This is a genomic window from Pseudomonas sp. FYR_2 (assembly GCF_043106425.1).
Lineage (GTDB): Bacteria > Pseudomonadota > Gammaproteobacteria > Pseudomonadales > Pseudomonadaceae > Aquipseudomonas > Aquipseudomonas monteilii.
This window is the reverse complement of record NZ_JBICMM010000041.1, coordinates 287,415-303,123: the sequence shown is the minus strand read 5'-3', so window position 1 is coordinate 303,123 and position 15,709 is coordinate 287,415. Positions and strand designations below refer to the sequence as shown.

The 15,709-nt window shown below is 60.3% G+C and carries 18 protein-coding genes; 9 read left to right on the top strand and 9 right to left on the bottom strand.

Annotated features, from left to right (window positions below):
- Positions 1-240: 240 nt before the first annotated feature.
- Positions 241-477 carry an Arm DNA-binding domain-containing protein gene (locus ACF8R4_RS18260; RefSeq protein WP_060499304.1) on the bottom strand — a complete coding sequence of 79 codons (237 nt, stop codon included), beginning with the start codon at positions 475-477 and terminating at the stop codon, positions 241-243.
- A 157-nt stretch (positions 478-634) separates the two neighbouring features.
- On the bottom strand, positions 635-1,309 hold the full coding sequence (locus ACF8R4_RS18255) for a polysaccharide lyase family 7 protein (RefSeq protein ID WP_060499303.1): 675 nt from the start codon (positions 1,307-1,309) through the stop codon (positions 635-637).
- Between the two features lie 246 nt (positions 1,310-1,555).
- Between ACF8R4_RS18255 and ACF8R4_RS18250 the strand changes: the two genes are divergently transcribed.
- A complete protein-coding gene (locus tag ACF8R4_RS18250; RefSeq protein ID WP_164524412.1) occupies positions 1,556-1,876 on the top strand; it encodes a DUF1654 domain-containing protein in 321 nt (106 codons plus the stop codon).
- 38 nt (positions 1,877-1,914) lie between these two features.
- Here the strand turns inward: ACF8R4_RS18250 and ACF8R4_RS18245 are convergent, their stop codons facing one another.
- The gene (locus ACF8R4_RS18245; protein WP_060499301.1) at positions 1,915-2,739 is read right to left on the bottom strand and encodes a S24 family peptidase; all 825 of its coding nucleotides are present in this window, start codon (positions 2,737-2,739) and stop codon (positions 1,915-1,917) included.
- 164 nt (positions 2,740-2,903) lie between these two features.
- Between ACF8R4_RS18245 and ACF8R4_RS18240 the strand changes: the two genes are divergently transcribed.
- Positions 2,904-3,218, top strand: a complete 315-nt coding sequence (locus ACF8R4_RS18240) for a hypothetical protein (RefSeq protein WP_060499300.1) — start codon at positions 2,904-2,906, stop codon at positions 3,216-3,218.
- Positions 3,219-3,294: 76 nt separating this feature from the next.
- Here ACF8R4_RS18240 and ACF8R4_RS18235 read toward each other — a convergent pair whose 3' ends face one another.
- The gene (locus tag ACF8R4_RS18235) at positions 3,295-3,477 is read right to left on the bottom strand and encodes a hypothetical protein (protein WP_060499299.1); all 183 of its coding nucleotides are present in this window, start codon (positions 3,475-3,477) and stop codon (positions 3,295-3,297) included.
- A 94-nt stretch (positions 3,478-3,571) separates the two neighbouring features.
- Positions 3,572-3,916 carry a hypothetical protein gene (locus ACF8R4_RS18230; RefSeq protein WP_060499298.1) on the bottom strand — a complete coding sequence of 115 codons (345 nt, stop codon included), beginning with the start codon at positions 3,914-3,916 and terminating at the stop codon, positions 3,572-3,574.
- 161 nt (positions 3,917-4,077) lie between these two features.
- On the opposite strand from ACF8R4_RS18230, the gene ACF8R4_RS18225 reads away from it, so the two are divergent.
- Positions 4,078-4,899 (top strand): shikimate 5-dehydrogenase, encoded by an 822-nt coding sequence (locus ACF8R4_RS18225; protein WP_392493085.1) that lies wholly within the window; start codon positions 4,078-4,080, stop codon positions 4,897-4,899.
- Positions 4,900-5,025: 126 nt separating this feature from the next.
- On the opposite strand, the gene ACF8R4_RS18220 is transcribed toward ACF8R4_RS18225, so the two are convergent.
- From ACF8R4_RS18220 to ACF8R4_RS18210, 3 genes are all read right to left on the bottom strand, one after another.
- Positions 5,026-5,268, bottom strand: coding sequence for a hypothetical protein (locus tag ACF8R4_RS18220; protein ID WP_019099472.1), 243 nt, complete (start codon positions 5,266-5,268; stop codon positions 5,026-5,028).
- A gap of 97 nt (positions 5,269-5,365) precedes the next feature.
- A complete protein-coding gene (gloA, locus tag ACF8R4_RS18215; protein WP_060499290.1) occupies positions 5,366-5,893 on the bottom strand; it encodes a lactoylglutathione lyase in 528 nt (175 codons plus the stop codon).
- Positions 5,894-6,118: 225 nt separating this feature from the next.
- Positions 6,119-6,478, bottom strand: coding sequence for a histone-like nucleoid-structuring protein, MvaT/MvaU family (locus tag ACF8R4_RS18210; RefSeq protein ID WP_060499289.1), 360 nt, complete (start codon positions 6,476-6,478; stop codon positions 6,119-6,121).
- Between the two features lie 361 nt (positions 6,479-6,839).
- On the opposite strand from ACF8R4_RS18210, the gene ACF8R4_RS18205 reads away from it, so the two are divergent.
- Positions 6,840-8,129 (top strand): OprD family porin, encoded by a 1,290-nt coding sequence (locus ACF8R4_RS18205; protein ID WP_392493082.1) that lies wholly within the window; start codon positions 6,840-6,842, stop codon positions 8,127-8,129.
- Between the two features lie 67 nt (positions 8,130-8,196).
- On the top strand, positions 8,197-8,940 hold the full coding sequence (gene cobF / locus ACF8R4_RS18200; RefSeq protein WP_060499287.1) for a precorrin-6A synthase (deacetylating): 744 nt from the start codon (positions 8,197-8,199) through the stop codon (positions 8,938-8,940).
- A gap of 53 nt (positions 8,941-8,993) precedes the next feature.
- On the opposite strand, the gene ACF8R4_RS18195 is transcribed toward cobF, so the two are convergent.
- The gene (locus ACF8R4_RS18195; protein WP_060499286.1) at positions 8,994-9,344 is read right to left on the bottom strand and encodes a response regulator; all 351 of its coding nucleotides are present in this window, start codon (positions 9,342-9,344) and stop codon (positions 8,994-8,996) included.
- 247 nt (positions 9,345-9,591) lie between these two features.
- Between ACF8R4_RS18195 and ACF8R4_RS18190 the strand changes: the two genes are divergently transcribed.
- Genes ACF8R4_RS18190 through ACF8R4_RS18175 form a run of 4 tightly spaced genes read left to right on the top strand, consistent with a single transcriptional unit; the run spans position 9,592 to position 15,669 of the window.
- A complete protein-coding gene (locus tag ACF8R4_RS18190; RefSeq protein ID WP_392493079.1) occupies positions 9,592-13,059 on the top strand; it encodes a response regulator in 3,468 nt (1,155 codons plus the stop codon).
- Positions 13,056-13,877, top strand: a complete 822-nt coding sequence (locus tag ACF8R4_RS18185) for a protein-glutamate O-methyltransferase CheR (RefSeq protein ID WP_019099468.1) — start codon at positions 13,056-13,058, stop codon at positions 13,875-13,877. Before ACF8R4_RS18190 ends, ACF8R4_RS18185 begins: the two co-directional genes overlap by 4 nt.
- Complete coding sequence (locus ACF8R4_RS18180; RefSeq protein WP_104835070.1) at positions 13,874-14,449, top strand: chemotaxis protein CheB; 576 nt, start codon at positions 13,874-13,876, stop codon at positions 14,447-14,449. The genes ACF8R4_RS18185 and ACF8R4_RS18180 overlap by 4 nt, the downstream gene beginning before the upstream one ends.
- Positions 14,443-15,669 carry a hybrid sensor histidine kinase/response regulator gene (locus ACF8R4_RS18175; RefSeq protein ID WP_060499283.1) on the top strand — a complete coding sequence of 409 codons (1,227 nt, stop codon included), beginning with the start codon at positions 14,443-14,445 and terminating at the stop codon, positions 15,667-15,669. Before ACF8R4_RS18180 ends, ACF8R4_RS18175 begins: the two co-directional genes overlap by 7 nt.
- Positions 15,670-15,709 lie beyond the last annotated feature (40 nt).

The window sequence follows — 15,709 nt, the reverse complement described above, 5'->3', positions numbered from 1 at the left end:
GAGGTGTCTACGAAACCAGGGGCGATTCAGGAAGGCCCGTAAATACGGGCTTTCCTTCCTCTCGGAAACCCGCCAAACCCCAAAAAACATCTGTGGAGTATGGCCCAAACGCTGTCGAATGCCTTATGACTAAAGGGCGCAAGGTGAAGGAAATTTAATCCTGTAGCGGAGCAGAGCCTGATTTCAGGCGCACGGCCGCGCTGGCCGCTGGGCGCGGCCATGATCAGGTCGGATAACAAATCAGTCGGTACGCAGGATGGGAAACAGCTCTTTTGGGTTGCGTGATTCGGCGTTCATCAACGTGCACGCTGCCGCCGCTTCGGATTTGTTGATATAGCCCCGTTTGAGCCGCTGTTTTTCCTGGTTGTCGTAGATGTCGAAGCCGCCCGAAGTGGTAGCGGCATAGAACCGGTTACCGATGCGGAAAGAATCACCTTCCACTGGCACGGCAGGGATAATGACGAATCGTGATTGCATGTTTCGCGCCTCCCCAGGCAGACAGTTAATTATTAGTCTGGGAGCGGGAAGGCAACAATATGACTCATCGAGACTAATCACTGGCGTGGCGTGTCACGGCGACCCGGCGCAACCCGTGACGGGCAGGGCGCCAAGATGCCTTTAGGGCTTGCATCGATCAGCGGTGGATCAGTGACAGTTCGCTGATGATGCAGACCGAGCCGTCATCGGCCGGTGTTGTATCGGTGTAGTCAACCTGGTTGTAGATGCCGCCGTGAAACTCGAACACGCGTGGCGCCCAGGTACTGTCGAGTTGCAAATTGCCTGACGAGCCGGAAACACCGTTGTATTTGGCCGTTACGTTGACCACGCCGGCAGACGTGGTGTGGATGCTGACGATGAACCTGCCTCCCAGCGGCACGCCTTTCAGCAGTGTCGAGTTCACCGGGTCGGCCTGGTTGTAGGTGCGCCGAAACCCCAGCGTGATGTTGCCCTTGTTCCAGAACACCTTCACTGGCGGGCTATCGTCCCCACGCACGTGCATCTGGGCGATGACCACCTTCTGTGCAGCGTTGACCTTGGTCAGCGTCATGGTTTGGTAGTTCCAGTGATCCTGGGCGCTGGCCAGTGTCCACTCCTCGGTTTCCGTCCACTCGCAGCGGGTCCTGTGGGTGCTTTTGCTTGAGGCGCCTTTGGTGGGGGCTGAGAACTGGATCGAACCATCGCTGAGCACCTTGACGATGCTCGGGTAACTGGCAATTGCTTCAGCACCGTTGAGTTCGAGTGCAACGGGGTTGGACGAGGATACGGCTACCGGCGTAGCGATGATGAGGTTGCTGATGTCTACGGTCATGAGAACTCCTGACGCAAAGCTAGGATTGGCTGGGGGCTCTGGCGGACGTGTTTGCGGCTGCGGGATGAAAGTTAGCTATAAGCTAAATTTGAGTCAATAGCGTAAGGCTAAATAAATTTCGCTTTGCGCAAAATTACCTAATGGCGAAAATTTTCAGCGGTGGGGGCTTTACGCTGGATTTGGCGGTGAGATAAGCTTTTCTAAACAACTGTACAAATATACAGATTTCAGGGTGAGAATAGGCCTATGCACATGCAGTCAACTTCCCGGCAGCGTCAGGCAATGACCGGAATCGAGCGTCTTAGCCTGCGGGTGTCGTCCATGATCAACCACCCGGTCGCGCAGACCCAGCGCTGGGTGGTGGTGCATCGCCTGGATACCGACGGTGATGCGGAGTGGGAGGAGGTGATGGGCCTGTTGTCCGAAACGTCCGAGTTGGACCTTACGTTCAACGATGACGAGAGCGTTACCGTACGTTGGGCGCGCAGCAGTGTGGAGGAGCGCGGCGACTTCATCGTTGAGCAGGACAGCAAGGCGGAGGAGGTGGAAGCGCAGGCGCCATTCTGAGCATCATGAAAAGCCCGCCTGGGTGGCGGGCTTCGGCGTTAAACCAGGTGTGCATTCCACACCAGCAGCACCCGGGCCTGGATGTAGGTTTCTTCGCGGCGGATCATGCGGTCCTTGTGCCGTGAGTTGTCGGAGATCATCTCGAAGTGGTCCTCATCAGCGATTTGCAGCCGCTTGATGTAGATGTGATCGCCCCAGGAAAAGAAATAGATCCCGTCGCCCACGAAATCCCGGATGCTCACATCCACGATCAGCGGGTCACGGTGCCTGATGGTCGGCTCCATTGACTGGCCCCAGCCGGTCACCATCTTGAGGTGGTGGTGTTCAGTGAATTCCACGCCCAGCTCGCGAAGATGGCTAGGGCTGACGCGAACGTCCTTGAACATTTCCGGGTAATCGTGGGGGATCTGGCCACCGCCCATGGCGGCCCGCACGTCGTAGTGGGCAATCCATACTTCATCACCCACCAGGCCAGGGCGAACAAGCTCGGCCTTCCCCCGTGTGGCGTCCAGCGGCTCTTCAGCTGCGGCCAGCAACCGCTGCCGAGTTTCTTCGGGGATGCCTTTGCCACTTCTGGCAAGCATCTGCTTGACCAGGTCGGCCGCAGAAAGTTTGCCGTCGACAATTTCGACTGGCAGCTGCACCGGGTCACCTGTCGACAGTGCGTCGAACCACCCGCGTGGCAGGCCTTCGATGCCCTCGATTCGGCGGGCTACGTCATCGCCCAGGTTTTTTGCGGTCTTGTCAGAAAGGATCTGGCTCAGGTGTGCAGGCGCCATCCCCCAGCGTTCTGCGCAGGATCCCTTCCTCTGGCTGCCGATCAATTTGACCAGGTTGTGCTTGCGAATGTCGTAGATGTCCATAGGGCAAAGCATGCCAGTCTTTAGCTTGCTGCTAAATGTGCGCACGGCTAAATTGCCTCTTGTGATGAAATTAGCTGTAGGCTAAATTAAAGCGGCAAACAAGGAAAGCCAGCGAGACACTTTTCTCCAGGGCTCATCACTTCATCATTGGTAATGAGGTTCACATGGATCCGACCGACCTCGGCCCAGGCACAGTCACTTGGCTGAGCGGTACGGGCACGGTGTTGCTAGGTGCGTTTCTGTGGCTGCGCAAGTGGTTGTCCAGGGATGCGGCCGAACGTGCGATGGACAGCGCGGATGTTGCAGTTATCCGCCGCCTGACCGAGCTGCTGGACATCGAGCGCGATGCCCGCCGAGAGGCAGAAACCAAAGCGGACCAGCTGGCCAGGGAGCGCAACGAGCTGGTGCTGACGGTAGGGCGGCTTCAGGGCAAGATCATGGTGCTGAGCAGCCAGCTGAGCCGTAGCTCGCAACGCTGAGGCGGCCCAGGCAAAAAAAAGCCCACCATCTTGGTGGGCCATAAGGGCGTAGGGAGCAACGCACAACAAATTCGGGTCAGGCAACCAAGGTGCCGGGTTGCAACTGTGCAACCAGTGCCTGGGCCGAGGCCAGTGTCGGCATCGGGCCGCTCACGGCTTCACCGTTGCGTACCAGGTACCAGCAAGCCAGCAGGCCCTGCTCACGCAGTGAGGCGGGGACGGCGCTGCCAACGACGGACATGATATGGATAGTGGCCATGGGGACCTCCTGCAAGACATGGCACTACCATACGCAGCCGCCGGGGCGGTTTGAAATCAACGTGCTCAATAGTGGTCATTAGTTCTATCAACCCTTACCAGCGCGGCGGGCCGTAATACACCGGCGGCGGGCCGTAGTAGGTGCGGTAGCCCGGGGGCGGTGGTGCTGGTGCGTAGTACGGCTGGTAATACACCGGCTGCGGTGGTGGTTGCACATAGACTGGCGGCGGGCCGTAATAGACCGGCTGGCGTTCGACATACACGGTGCGGTCACGTCCGCCATACACCGTTGCCCCGACCACCGCGCCGACCACCGCCGCGCCCAACAGCGGGCCCGGCCCATACCAACCGCCGCCGCCATGGCCGCCATGCGCAGCAGCAGGCCCGCTGACGGCCAAGGCACCGATCAGCAAGGCAACTCCGGGAATGAGACGGTTCATAACGCAACCTCGCAGGGAAACCCCTCGTTCGGGGCCTTACTACTATGACTCCGGTCTTCGTCAGCTGAGCACAGGGAAACGGTAAAGGTTATGTAAGGGACGACGAGTGGTTGCCTCTGATACGCTGAAAAAACGTTTCATCTATGACAAAGGAGCAGGTTATGTCGACAACTCCAAGCAAGGACACTGTACTGTGCATCTCCCTGGCCGGGCGCCCCGGCACCTTCGGCGTGCGTTTTCACAACCACCTGTACCAGCAGTTGGGCCTGGACTTCTATTACAAGGCCATGCGCACGGATGACCTGCCAGCCGCCGTGGCAGGTATCCGCGCATTGGGGATCCGCGGGTGTGGCGTGTCGATGCCGTACAAGGAGGCCTGCATGGCCCTGGTCGACGAAATCGACCCGTCGGCTGCGGCCATTGAATCGGTGAATACCCTGGTCAACACCGAGGGGCACCTGAAGGCCTACAACACTGACTACCTGGCTGTCCGCCAGTTGCTGGCACAGCATAAGGTCGACCCGGGCACTGCCTTTGCCCTGCGCGGCAGTGGTGGCATGGCCAAGGCCGTGGCCAGTGCCTTGCGCGATGCCGGCTTTGCCGAGGGCTTGATCGTTGCGCGCAACGAGCAAGCCGGGCGCCAGCTGGCGGATACTTGTGGCTATCGCTGGGTACCGGACCTGGGCGATATCTGCCCGCCGATGCTGGTGAACGTGACGCCAATCGGGATGGCGGGTGGACCGGAGGCCGAAGAACTGGCGTTTTCCGAGCTTGCCATTGCAGCGGCGGAGCGGGTGTTCGATGTGGTGGCGATGCCGGCGCAAACCCCGCTGATCCGCCGGGCGCAGGCGTTGGGCAAGCCGGTCATCACGGGGCTGGAGGTGATTGCCTTGCAGGCGCTGGAACAGTTTGTGCTGTACACCGGGGTAAGGCCAACGCGGTTGCAGGTGGATGCGGCGGTGGCGCACGCCCGGGATATCTAGTGACTCGTGTATTGGTCTCTTCGCCGGCAAGCCCGCTCCCACAGGTACTGCACACATTTCAGGTTGTGTGATTTCCCTGTGGGAGCGGGCTTGCCGGCGAAGAGGCCAGTACAGGCAATCAAGGGATCAAAACACCTTGTGCCCCTCATCCAGCTGCTGGTCAACCAGGGCCCGGCCGTGAGCCAGCGACACATGCTGCGCATTCTCAAGGTCCGAGAAAAACTTCATTGGCATCGACATGCGCCTGCTGGTATGCCCGTCAGGGGCGGTGATCAGGCAGCCGGCGGCATAGGGCAGGGGAGAGTCGGGGTGGGGCATCACGCTGGCGGTGATGGTGTGCTTGCGGTATTCACAGTGAAGAGATTGCATCGTCCTTACCTCGCTGTGGCATGTGAAGCAGTTACCTTCATATACCACAGCAAGGGGCCGGGAGTTCCCGGCCCGACGAGCGCACGGCGATGAACGCTTAGCCTTCGAGTTCGGTTGGCTGGATCACTTCCACCCAGTAACCGTCCGGGTCCTTGACGAAGGCCAGGTAGTTCATGCGCCCGTCCTGCAGGCGTTTCTGGAACGGTACGTCCAGCGCTTCGAAGCGTGCACAGGCGGCGCGCACGTCCGGCACTGAAATGCAGATGTGGCCAAACCCGCGCGGGTCGGTGTTGCCGTTGTGGTAGGTAAACCCGGCATCGTTTTCGGTGCCGTGGTTGTGGGTCAGCTCCAGTACGCCAGGGATCGACTTCATCCACTGATGGCGTGCGGCGTCATCGGCAGGGATCTGCGCCGGGTCGACCAGGGCCAGGAAGTACAGGCTGAAAGCGGCTTCGGGGAAGTCGCGCTTGTCCACCAGGCGAAAGCCCAGCACGCGGGTGTAGAAGTCCAGCGATTTCTCGATGTCCTTGACCCGCAGCATGGTGTGGTTGAAGACGAACTGGGCGGTGGCGGTGTCTGGCTGGGCGGTGACGCCAGGCAGGGTTTGCAGATCGTGCAGGCTCATGGGAACTCCTGAGACGGGGCCGGGGCAAGGGCACCGGCAAAACGGACAGGCTGGCCATGATACGGCAGTGCGCCGATAGCGCAAATGAAAGCGCCCTGCACAAGGCAGGGCGCTGGAATTAGAGGCCCGCATGTGCGGGCGCGTGATGGGGTCGCTAGTCCTTTAGCTGTCTCGATACTGAGCCAGTCCTTGTGAAAAAAGTGTGAAGTGCGCGTGGACGTTTCATCAGCGTACCCAGCTGTCTACCGTCGCGGCGCCGTACTGTTCTTTCCAGGCCTTGAGCCCGCGGTGGTTGCCGCCTTTGGTCTCGATTCGCTCGCCGGTGTGCGGGTTTTGATACACCTTCACCACGCGTGGGCGGCGCTGTTGCTTGGGCGCGGCGCCAGATACCCGGGTCACGGCTTTCGGGTCGAGGATGGCGATGATATCGCGCAGGCTCTTATCATAGCTTTTCATCAGGCCGACTAGTTTCTGCTCGAATTCGATTTCGCGTTTTAGGCCGGCATCCTTTTTCAACGCTTCCAGTTGCGCCATCTGTTCCTGGAGCGCTTTTTCGGCAGCACGAAACTCTGCAAGTCTGGACACTGTAATCACTCCTGTACGTCGGTCGTGGGAGGGCGTGACGAACATTGAGGAAGAATGAAAACGCCGGCCACGCGGGTGGGTTCTGCTGTTCGCTGATATCGAGTGTAGTCATTCATGGGTACTGGGTAAACTGCTAACTTTTTGTAAGTAATTTGGGAACTTTCCTAGTTTTGCGCGCGTTATTTCGCCGGTTTTCTGCGGCGACCTGCCGGGACGCTTAGACCATGGTCCAATGGCCCGTGCCAGAGCCTTTGCGCGATCATTTCAGATGATGGTCGGCTATTGTTCTGGCCTGTCGCAGTACCGTGACCAACGCGTGCCACAGGTTGTTAACCCGTTTTTATTCTGGATGTTTCCTCGCATGTTTGCCCCTTTCCCCCTCGCCCCCGGGCGCCGTGTTGCCGGCCTGTTCCTGTTGTGTGCCGGCGTCAATGCCCAGGCCGCCGGTTTTCTGGAAGACAGCAGTGCCAAGCTTGAAGCACGCAATGTCTATTTCAACCGGGATTTTCGTGACGGCCACAGCAGTTCCAGCCAAGGTGCGTCCAAGCGCGAAGAGTGGGCACAAGGCTTCATCCTCAATGTGCAGTCGGGTTATACCCAAGGCCCGGTAGGTTTTGGTGTGGATGCACTGGGCATGTTCGGCTTCAAACTGGATTCCAGCCCGGCCGACAGTAACAGTGGTTTGCTGCCGTCTTCCGGCCACGACCCACGGCACTCGGCCGACCAGTACGCGAAGATGGGCCTGGCGGCAAAGGTCAAGGTCTCCAACACCGTGCTCAAGTACGGTTCGATGATGCCGGATATGCCGTTGCTCAAGTACAACGATGGTCGCCTGCTGCCGACCATGTTCCATGGCGCCATGCTCACCTCTGAAGAACTGCACGACCTGAAGTTCACCCTGGCTCGCCTGAACAAATACACCGCCCGGGATTCCACCGACCGCCAGGACATTCGCGTGCACTGCAAGAACAAGCGCTATGCCTGCGATATCGAAGCCGACCACTTCGACCTGGCCGGTGTCGATTACCGTTTCAACGAGCGCTTCAGCGCCCAGTACCAAGTGGCCAAGCTGGAAAACATCTACCGCCAGCACTTCCTCAGCCTGGTGGTCAGCCAGCCGCTGGCAGTCGGCAGCCTGTCGGCCGATCTGCGCCTGATCAAGAGTGACGACATCGGCAATGCCCGCGCTGGCGCAATCGACCACCGCGCCTTCAGCGGTATGCTCGGCTACAGCCTGGGTGGCCACAAGCTCAGCGCCGGCTGGCAGCGCATGTATGGCGACAGCGCCATGCCGTACCTGGATGGCAGCAACCCGTACCTGGTCAACTATGCCCAGGTCAACGACTTCGCTGCCGCCCAGGAGCGTTCCTGGCAAGTACGCTATGACTATGACTTCAAGGCGCTGGGCGTGCCCGGCCTGACCTTCTTCACCCGTTACATCAACGGCGACAACATCAAGGTGCCGGGCAGCACGGCCGAAGGTAAGGAATGGGAACGCGACACCGAGTTCAAGTACCAGGTGCAAAGTGGCACGTTCAAGGATGTCAGCGTACGCCTGCGTAATTCCACTTACCGCAGTAACTACGAGAAGTGGGCGCGTGACATGGACGAAACACGGGTAATTGTCAGTTATAACTTCTCGATGTTCTAAGCGATCGCTTTGCCAAATACCAGCTGCCAACTGACAATGGCGGCTGGTTCCCGCAAAGGGCAGGGCAATGAAAAACCTGTTGTTGATCGGCATCGGCCCGGGTGACCCGCGCCAGGTTACCTATGAGGCCGTCGATGCGTTGCGAAAAGCCAGTGTGTTCTTCGTGCTCGAAAAAGGTAGCGACAAGGATGAACTGGTGCGTCTGCGCAAGGGCATTCTGCAGCGCTACCGGCCCGAGGGCGGCTATCGCCTGCTACAAGTAGCCGACCCTTTGCGCGATGCCCGGGCGGACGATTACCTGGCTGCGGTACAGGGCTGGCACCGGCAGCGGGCTGCGCTGTATGCGCAGTTGATCGAACAGGAAATTGACGACGGCGAAACCGGCGCTTTTTTGCTGTGGGGCGAGCCGACCCTGTACGACAGCACCCTGCGCGTACTCGATCTGGTCCGAGAACGTGGCCTGGCGTTACGCCTGCAGATAGTCCCTGGCATCAGCAGTGTGCAGGCGCTGGCTGCGCGTCATCAGGTGCCACTCAACCGCATTGGCGAGCCGCTGACCGTGCTACCAGGGCGGCGCCTCACCGGGCAGGGGCCAATCGACAACGTGGTGGTGATGCTCGACGGGCAGTGCGCGTTTGCCCAGCTGGATGATCCAGCGTTGGTCATCTACTGGGGCGCTTACCTGGGGACCGAGGATGAAGTGCTGATTGCTGGGCCGTTACAGGCGGTGAAGGCGCAGATTCTGGAAGTGCGTGAGCGGGAACGGCGGCGCAAGGGGTGGATCATGGATACCTACCTGTTGCGCAGGTAGTTGTGAGGTGTATTGCCTGTGCCCGCGAATAAGCCGGTACAGGCAACCCTATCTCAAACCGGGCCGAGGATGGCCACCACCTTGTCCCGCAACTGATCGATACTGAACGGCTTGCCGATCATGTGCATGCCCTCGGGCACATTGAGGCTGTCTGCATAACCGCTGGCGAACAGTACAGGCAGTAGAGGGCGCAATTCGCGCGCCTTGCCGGCGAGCTCTTCGCCACGCATGTCCGGCAAACCCACATCGGTCATCATCAGTGCCAGCGCCTGGCTCGCGTCTTCGAGCACCCGCAGGGCGGCTGCGGCGTCTTCTGCCTCGATCACTTCGTAGCCCAACTCATCGAGCACTTCGACCATCAGCATACGAACGATGTCGTCGTCTTCGACTACCAGAAGGTGCATGGTACGGGTCCTGTGCAATGAATGTCTTTAATCTGTGCACCGGGCGGCACCAGAAGTTCCCGAGGATACCGATCCATGCAATCAGATGGAACGATTGGCGCACGCCACCTTCAAATACTGGCTAAATGCCCTGCCAGACCTGCCAAAGCTGGTTAGACTCGCTTAACAGGACGGCGCAGTGGCAGACAACTATAACGATTGATCAGCCACGCTTTTCAATGGACTTTTCTTGCTTGGGCCCTTTCACATGATGCAATCAGCCTTGATGGACCAACGAAGCTTTCGCAAGCTGTTGAGCCGCAACATCGGTCTCCCGCTGGGGGTGGGCCTGCTGGGTGCCGTGGCCTTTGTCGCGGTGATCAACTACCTGCTGTCGGCCATGCAGTGGGTTGAGCATACCGACCGGGTGATCGGTAATGCCAACGAAACGGTCAAGCTGTCGATCGACATGGAAACCGGCATGCGCGGCTTTCTGATCACTGGAGACGAGCGTTTCCTCGACCCCTACGAGGTGGCCAAGCCGCGTATTCTGGCCAGCTTGCAGAGCCTGCGCGGCATGGTCGAGGACAACCCGCAGCAGGTCGACCGCATTGATCGGCTGATTGCCCTGCAGCAAGCGTGGAATACCTTCGGCAGTGAGATGATCAACCTGCGCCGCAACCAGGGCGATTACCAGGGGTCGATCGGCAATGGTCGGGGCAAGCGCCTGACCGACGAGATCCGTAAGGAATTCGATGGCCTGATCGGCACCGAGCAGCAACTGCGCATGGCACGCAACGAAAAGGTCAGCAGCGTTACCGTCACCGCCATTTCAGCCTTTTTGCTGTTCATCGTCGGCCTCAGCGCCTTGTTGGCTTATCTGGGGCGGCGCGACCTGCTGGCGTTGTCGAACAGCTACGAAGAGAACTTCAAGGCCCAGCAACGTGCAGCCGAGCGCCTGGAACACCAGGCCTGGCTGCGCAATGGCCAGACCCAACTGGCCGAACAGGTGCTGGGCCAACTGACCCTGCCCATGCTCGGTGACAACATCCTACGCTTCTTTGCCCGCTACCTGGGCAGCGTGGTGGGGGCGGTGTATGTGCGTGACGAACACGGGCGCCTGGTGCGTGTGGCCACCTATGGCCTGGACGCTGAAGAGCAAGCCCGGGAACAGGTGAAAGGCGATCATGACGGCCTGCTGGCTCAGGCCGTACGTGAAGGCCGACTGCTTTGCCTTGAGGAACTGCCTGAAGACTATTACCGCTTGAGTTCCGGCCTGGGCAGCGGCCTGCCACGCAATGCCTTGCTGATGCCGGCGATTGATGGCGGCCATATCAACGGTGTGGTCGAGCTTGGCTTTCTGCGCCCCCTGGAGGCGCGTGATCACGAAATGATGGAACGCCTGGGCGGTAACCTCGGCATTTCCATTGAAAGTGCCCGCTACCGCCAACGCCTGCAGGAAGTGCTGGCCGAAACCCAACAGCTGAACGAAGAGCTGCAAGTGCAGCAGGAAGAGCTGAAAACCGCCAACGAAGAGCTGGAAGAACAATCCCGCGTGCTCAAGGAGTCTCAGGCCCACCTTGAAATCCAGCAGGCGGAGCTGGAGCAGACCAACGAGCAGTTGTCCGAACGCACAGAGGCGCTGGACCTGAAGAACGACGAGCTGATGCAGGCTCAGGACGAACTGCAGGCGCGCGCCGACGAGCTGCAGCGCTCGAGCAAGTACAAGTCCGAGTTCCTGGCCAATATGTCCCACGAGCTGCGCACGCCGCTGAACAGCTCGCTGATCCTGGCCAAACTGCTGTCGGAAAACGCCGAAGGCAACCTGAGCGATGAACAGGTCAAGTTCGCAGATTCGATCTACTCGGCCGGCAATGACCTGCTCAACCTGATCAACGACATTCTCGACATTGCCAAGGTCGAGGCCGGCAAGCTCGAAGTGCGCCCTGAAAGCACCCAGGTGGAACGCCTGGTTGAGGGCCTGCGCGGCATGTTCGAACCGCTGGCCGGGCACAAGGGGCTGGCCTTCGAAGTAAACGCTGAACCGAATGTACCCGCCACCCTGTTCACCGACCGCCAGCGCCTGGAGCAGATCCTCAAGAACCTGCTGTCCAATGCCATCAAGTTCACCGAGCGTGGCCAGGTGAGCCTGAACATCGGTTACCAGGCTGGCACTGGCATTGTCTTCGCTGTGCGCGATACTGGCATCGGCATTGCCGTCGACCAGCAGCAGGCCATTTTCGGTGCCTTCCATCAGGTCGACGGTACCAGCAACCGCCGTTACGGTGGCACCGGCCTGGGGCTTTCGATCTCGCGCGACCTGGCGCATTTGCTGGGCGGGCAGATCAGCGTTGACAGCAGCCCTGGCAAAGGCAGTGTGTTCAGCCTGATCCTGCCAGAGCACTACGAAAGCGTGGGGCACAGCGTGGAGCCCCTCAGCCTGCGCCCGGCGGTCGACACCCTGCCGCCTGCCCCTCAGGTGCCGGTGGCGGCAGCGCCAAAACGCCCGTTGCCGGCGTTTGACGACGACCGTGAGGGCGCGCCGTTCGGCAACCGCTGCATCCTGGTGATCGAAGACGAACCCAACTTCGCCCGCATCCTCTTCGACCTGGCCCATGAACTGGGTTACAGCTGCCTGGTGGCGCAGGGCGCCGACGCAGGGTTCGAGCTGGCCGCCCAGTACATCCCCGATGCGATCCTGCTGGACATGCGCCTGCCCGACCATTCGGGCCTGACGGTATTGCAGCGCCTCAAGGAGCAGGCCTGCACCCGGCACATCCCGGTGCATATCATTTCTGTCGAAGACCGGGTCGAGGCCGCCATGCACATGGGCGCTGTCGGCTACGCGGTCAAGCCCACCAGTCGCGACGAGCTCAAAGAAGTGTTCGCCCGCCTGGAGGCCAAGCTGACCCAGAAGCTCAAGCACATCCTGCTGGTGGAAGACGACGACCTACAGCGCGAAAGCATTGCCCGCCTGATTGGCGACGACGACGTCGAAATCACGGCCGTGGCCATGGCCCAGGACGCCCTGGAACTGCTGCGCGAGAACATCTACGACTGTATGATCATCGACCTCAAGTTGCCCGACATGCTCGGTAACGAGCTGCTCAAGCGCATGACCGCCGAAGATATCCGTTCCTTCCCGCCGGTGATCGTGTATACCGGTCGCAACCTGACCCGCGAAGAAGAAGCCGACCTGCTCAAGTATTCGCGTTCGATCATCATCAAGGGCGCTCGCTCGCCGGAGCGCCTGCTGGACGAAGTCACGCTGTTCCTGCACAAGGTCGAGTCGCAGTTGTCCAATGAACGCCAGCGCATGCTCAAGACCGCACGCAGCCGCGACAAGGTGTTCGAAGGCCGCAAGATACTGCTGGTGGACGATGATGTGCGTAACATTTTTGCCCTCACCAGTGCCCTGGAGCACAAGGGCGCGATTGTGGAAATCGGCCGCAACGGGCGTGAAGCCATCGAGCGCCTGGAGCAGCATGACGACATCGACCTGGTGCTGATGGACGTGATGATGCCGGAAATGGACGGCTTCGAAGCCACCCGCCTGATCCGCCAGCAACAGCGCTGGCGCAAGCTGCCGATCATCGCCGTGACCGCCAAGGCCATGAAGGATGACCAGCAGCGTTGCCTGCAGGCCGGGGCCAATGATTACCTGGCCAAACCGATCGACCTGGACCGCCTGTTCTCGCTGATCCGTGTATGGCTGCCGCAACTGGAGCGAATTTGACTAGCGAACGTAACACCGACATCGAGATCCGCTTGCTGATCGAGGCCATCTACCTCAAGTACAGCTACGATTTCCGCAACTATTCCGGCGCTTCGATCAAGCGCCGGATCCTTCACGCGCTGCGCCAGTTCGACTGCCTGACCGTGTCGGCGCTGCAGGAGCGCGTGCTGCACGACCCGGGCATGTTCATGCAGTTGCTGCAGTACCTGACGATCCCGGTTAGCGAAATGTTCCGCGACCCGGGGCACTTCCTGGCGCTGCGCAACGAAGTGGTGCCGTTGCTGCGCACCTGGCCTTCGATCAAGGTGTGGATTGCGGGCTGCAGCACGGGTGAGGAGGTGTACTCCATGGCCATCCTGCTGCGCGAGGAAGGCCTGTTGGAGCGCACCATCATCTACGCCACCGACATCAACCCGCATTCGCTGGACAAGGCCAAGCAGGGTATCTACTCGATGCAGAGCATGCGCGAGTACGCCGAAAACTACCGCATCGCGGGCGGGCGCAGGGACTTTTCCGAGTACTACACGTCGGCCTACGGCAACGCCATCATGGACAGCACCCTGCGTGACAACGTGACCTTCGCCGACCATAGCCTGGCCACCGACAGCGTGTTTTCCGAAACCCAGCTGGTGTCGTGCCGCAACGTGCTCATCTATTTCAACAAGGAACTGCAAGACCGCGCCCTGGGCCTGTTCCATGAATCCCTGTGCCACCGCGGCTTCCTGGTGCTGGGCAGCAAGGAGTCGGTGGACTTTTCGGCCTACAGCGACCGGTTCGAGCCGCTGGTCAAGCCTGAACGGATCTACCGCAAATCATGAACGGCATACGCGCGGTGGTGATCGGCGCCTCGGCGGGCGGCGTGACGGCGTTGTTCACCGTGCTCGGCGCGTTGCCCGCCGGCTACGGCATCCCGGTGGTGTGCGTGCTGCACCTGCCGGATGACCGCGACAGCCAGTTGGCCGAGGTGCTGCAACGGCGTTTGCAGCGCCCGGTGTGCGAGGCTCGCGACAAGCAACCGCTGAAGCCCGGGCAGGTGTATGTGGCAGGGCCTGGCTACCACTTGTCGGTGGAGCGCGACTTCACCCTGTCGCTGAGCCAGGAGCCACCGCGGCATTTTTCCCGGCCATCGATCGATTTCCTGTTCATGTCGGCGGCTGACGCCTACGGTGACGGCCTGCTTGGCGTGTTGCTTACCGGTGCCAATGAAGATGGCGCCGAAGGGCTTGCCTACATCAAGAACAGCGGGGGGCGGACCATCGTCCAGGACCCCCGTGACGCACAGGTTGCGCTGATGCCTGAGGCCGCCCTGGCCCTGCACCAGCCTGACCATATACTTTCTCTGAGTGGCATCGAGCAGTTGCTCGCCGCCCTGGAATCCAGCGCATGCTAAGCCACACCATCGCCAAACTGTTGATTGTCGACGATCTGCCGGAGAACCTGCTGGCCCTCGACGCCCTGATTCAGGGCGAAGGCCGCGAGGTGCATCAAGCCCAGTCTGCAGAGGCCGCATTGTCGCTGCTGCTCGAACACGAGTTCGCCCTGGCCATCCTCGATGTGCAAATGCCAGGCATGAACGGCTTCGAGCTGGCTGAGCTGATGCGTGGCACGGAAAAGACCCGCAACATTCCCATCGTCTTCGTCACCGCAGCCGGGCGTGAGATGAACTATGCCTTCAAGGGCTACGAAAGCGGGGCGGTGGACTTCCTGCACAAGCCGCTCGATACCCTGGCGGTGAAGAGCAAGGTGTCGGTGTTCGTCGACGTGTACCGCCAGCGCAAGGTACTCGACCGCCAGTTGCAGGCGCTGGAGCGCAGCCGCCAGGAGCAGGAACTGTTGTTGGCCCAGTTGCAGACGGCGCGAGGCGAGCTGGAGCATGCCGTGCGAATGCGGGATGACTTCATGTCGATCGTCGCCCACGAGGTTCGCACGCCGCTCAATGGGTTGATCCTGGAAACCCAGCTGCGCAAGATGCACCTGGCACGCGGCAACCTTGCAGCGTTCAGTGGCGAGAAGCTGCAGGCGATGGTCGAGCGCGATGAACGGCAGATCAATAGCCTGATTCGCCTGATCGAAGACATGCTCGATGTGTCGCGTATCCGCACCGGCAAGCTGTCGCTACGGCCCAAGACCTTCGACTTGAGCCAACTGGTAGGTGGCCTGGTGGAGAATTTCGCTGCCCAGGCCACTGCTTTGGACACGCGTATCGAGCTACAACGTTGCGAACCGCTGCACGGTGAGTGGGACGAATTTCGCATTGAACAAGTGGTGGTCAACCTGTTGTCCAATGCTTTGCGATATGGTGAGCGCAAGCCGGTGCAGGTGCGGGTGTTCGAACAGGACGGCCTGGCGTGCGTGCAAGTGCAGGACCAGGGTATCGGCATTGGTGCGGCCAACCAGCAGCGCATTTTCCAGCAGTTCGAGCGGGTGGCCACCCAGCAAGCCAGCGGCGGATTGGGCTTGGGGTTGTTTATATCGGAACAGATCGTGCAGGCCCATGGCGGGTGCATCCGGGTCGACAGTGAAGAGGGCAAGGGGGCCACGTTTACCTTGCAACTGCCGCTGGCAACCTACGAACAACAAAACGACCAGGCGCGGGCAACCTCTGCATGAGCCTGGGGTCTGATGGCCAACTGTAAGCATTTCAAGGCGT